Consider the following 226-nt stretch of genomic DNA (forward strand, 5'->3'; position numbering starts at 1 on the left):
AACAATGCCGTCGCCGTCCAGATCGACGTCAGGCACATCACCAATGTCCAGTGCCGGGTTGTCGGTGTCCGCCTTGAGCAGGATGGTCTGAACCGGCCCGCCATTGTCTGCCAGCACGCCGGCCAGGGTGCCGTCATCAAGCGCATAAGTCTCGGCAAACACATCCTCCGCCGAGGCATTGATCACACCATCGGAGGCATCCGTATCGGAGCCCTCCCCGACAATG

At 61.5% G+C, this 226-nt stretch carries 1 protein-coding gene; it reads right to left on the minus strand.

Annotated elements, in window-relative coordinates; genetic code table 11:
- Window positions 1-226 (minus strand): hypothetical protein (locus tag E1297_RS48645; RefSeq protein ID WP_196223053.1); only part of this gene is annotated, 226 nt, incomplete at both ends.

It is taken from the genome of Roseibium sp. RKSG952 (assembly GCF_009711355.1).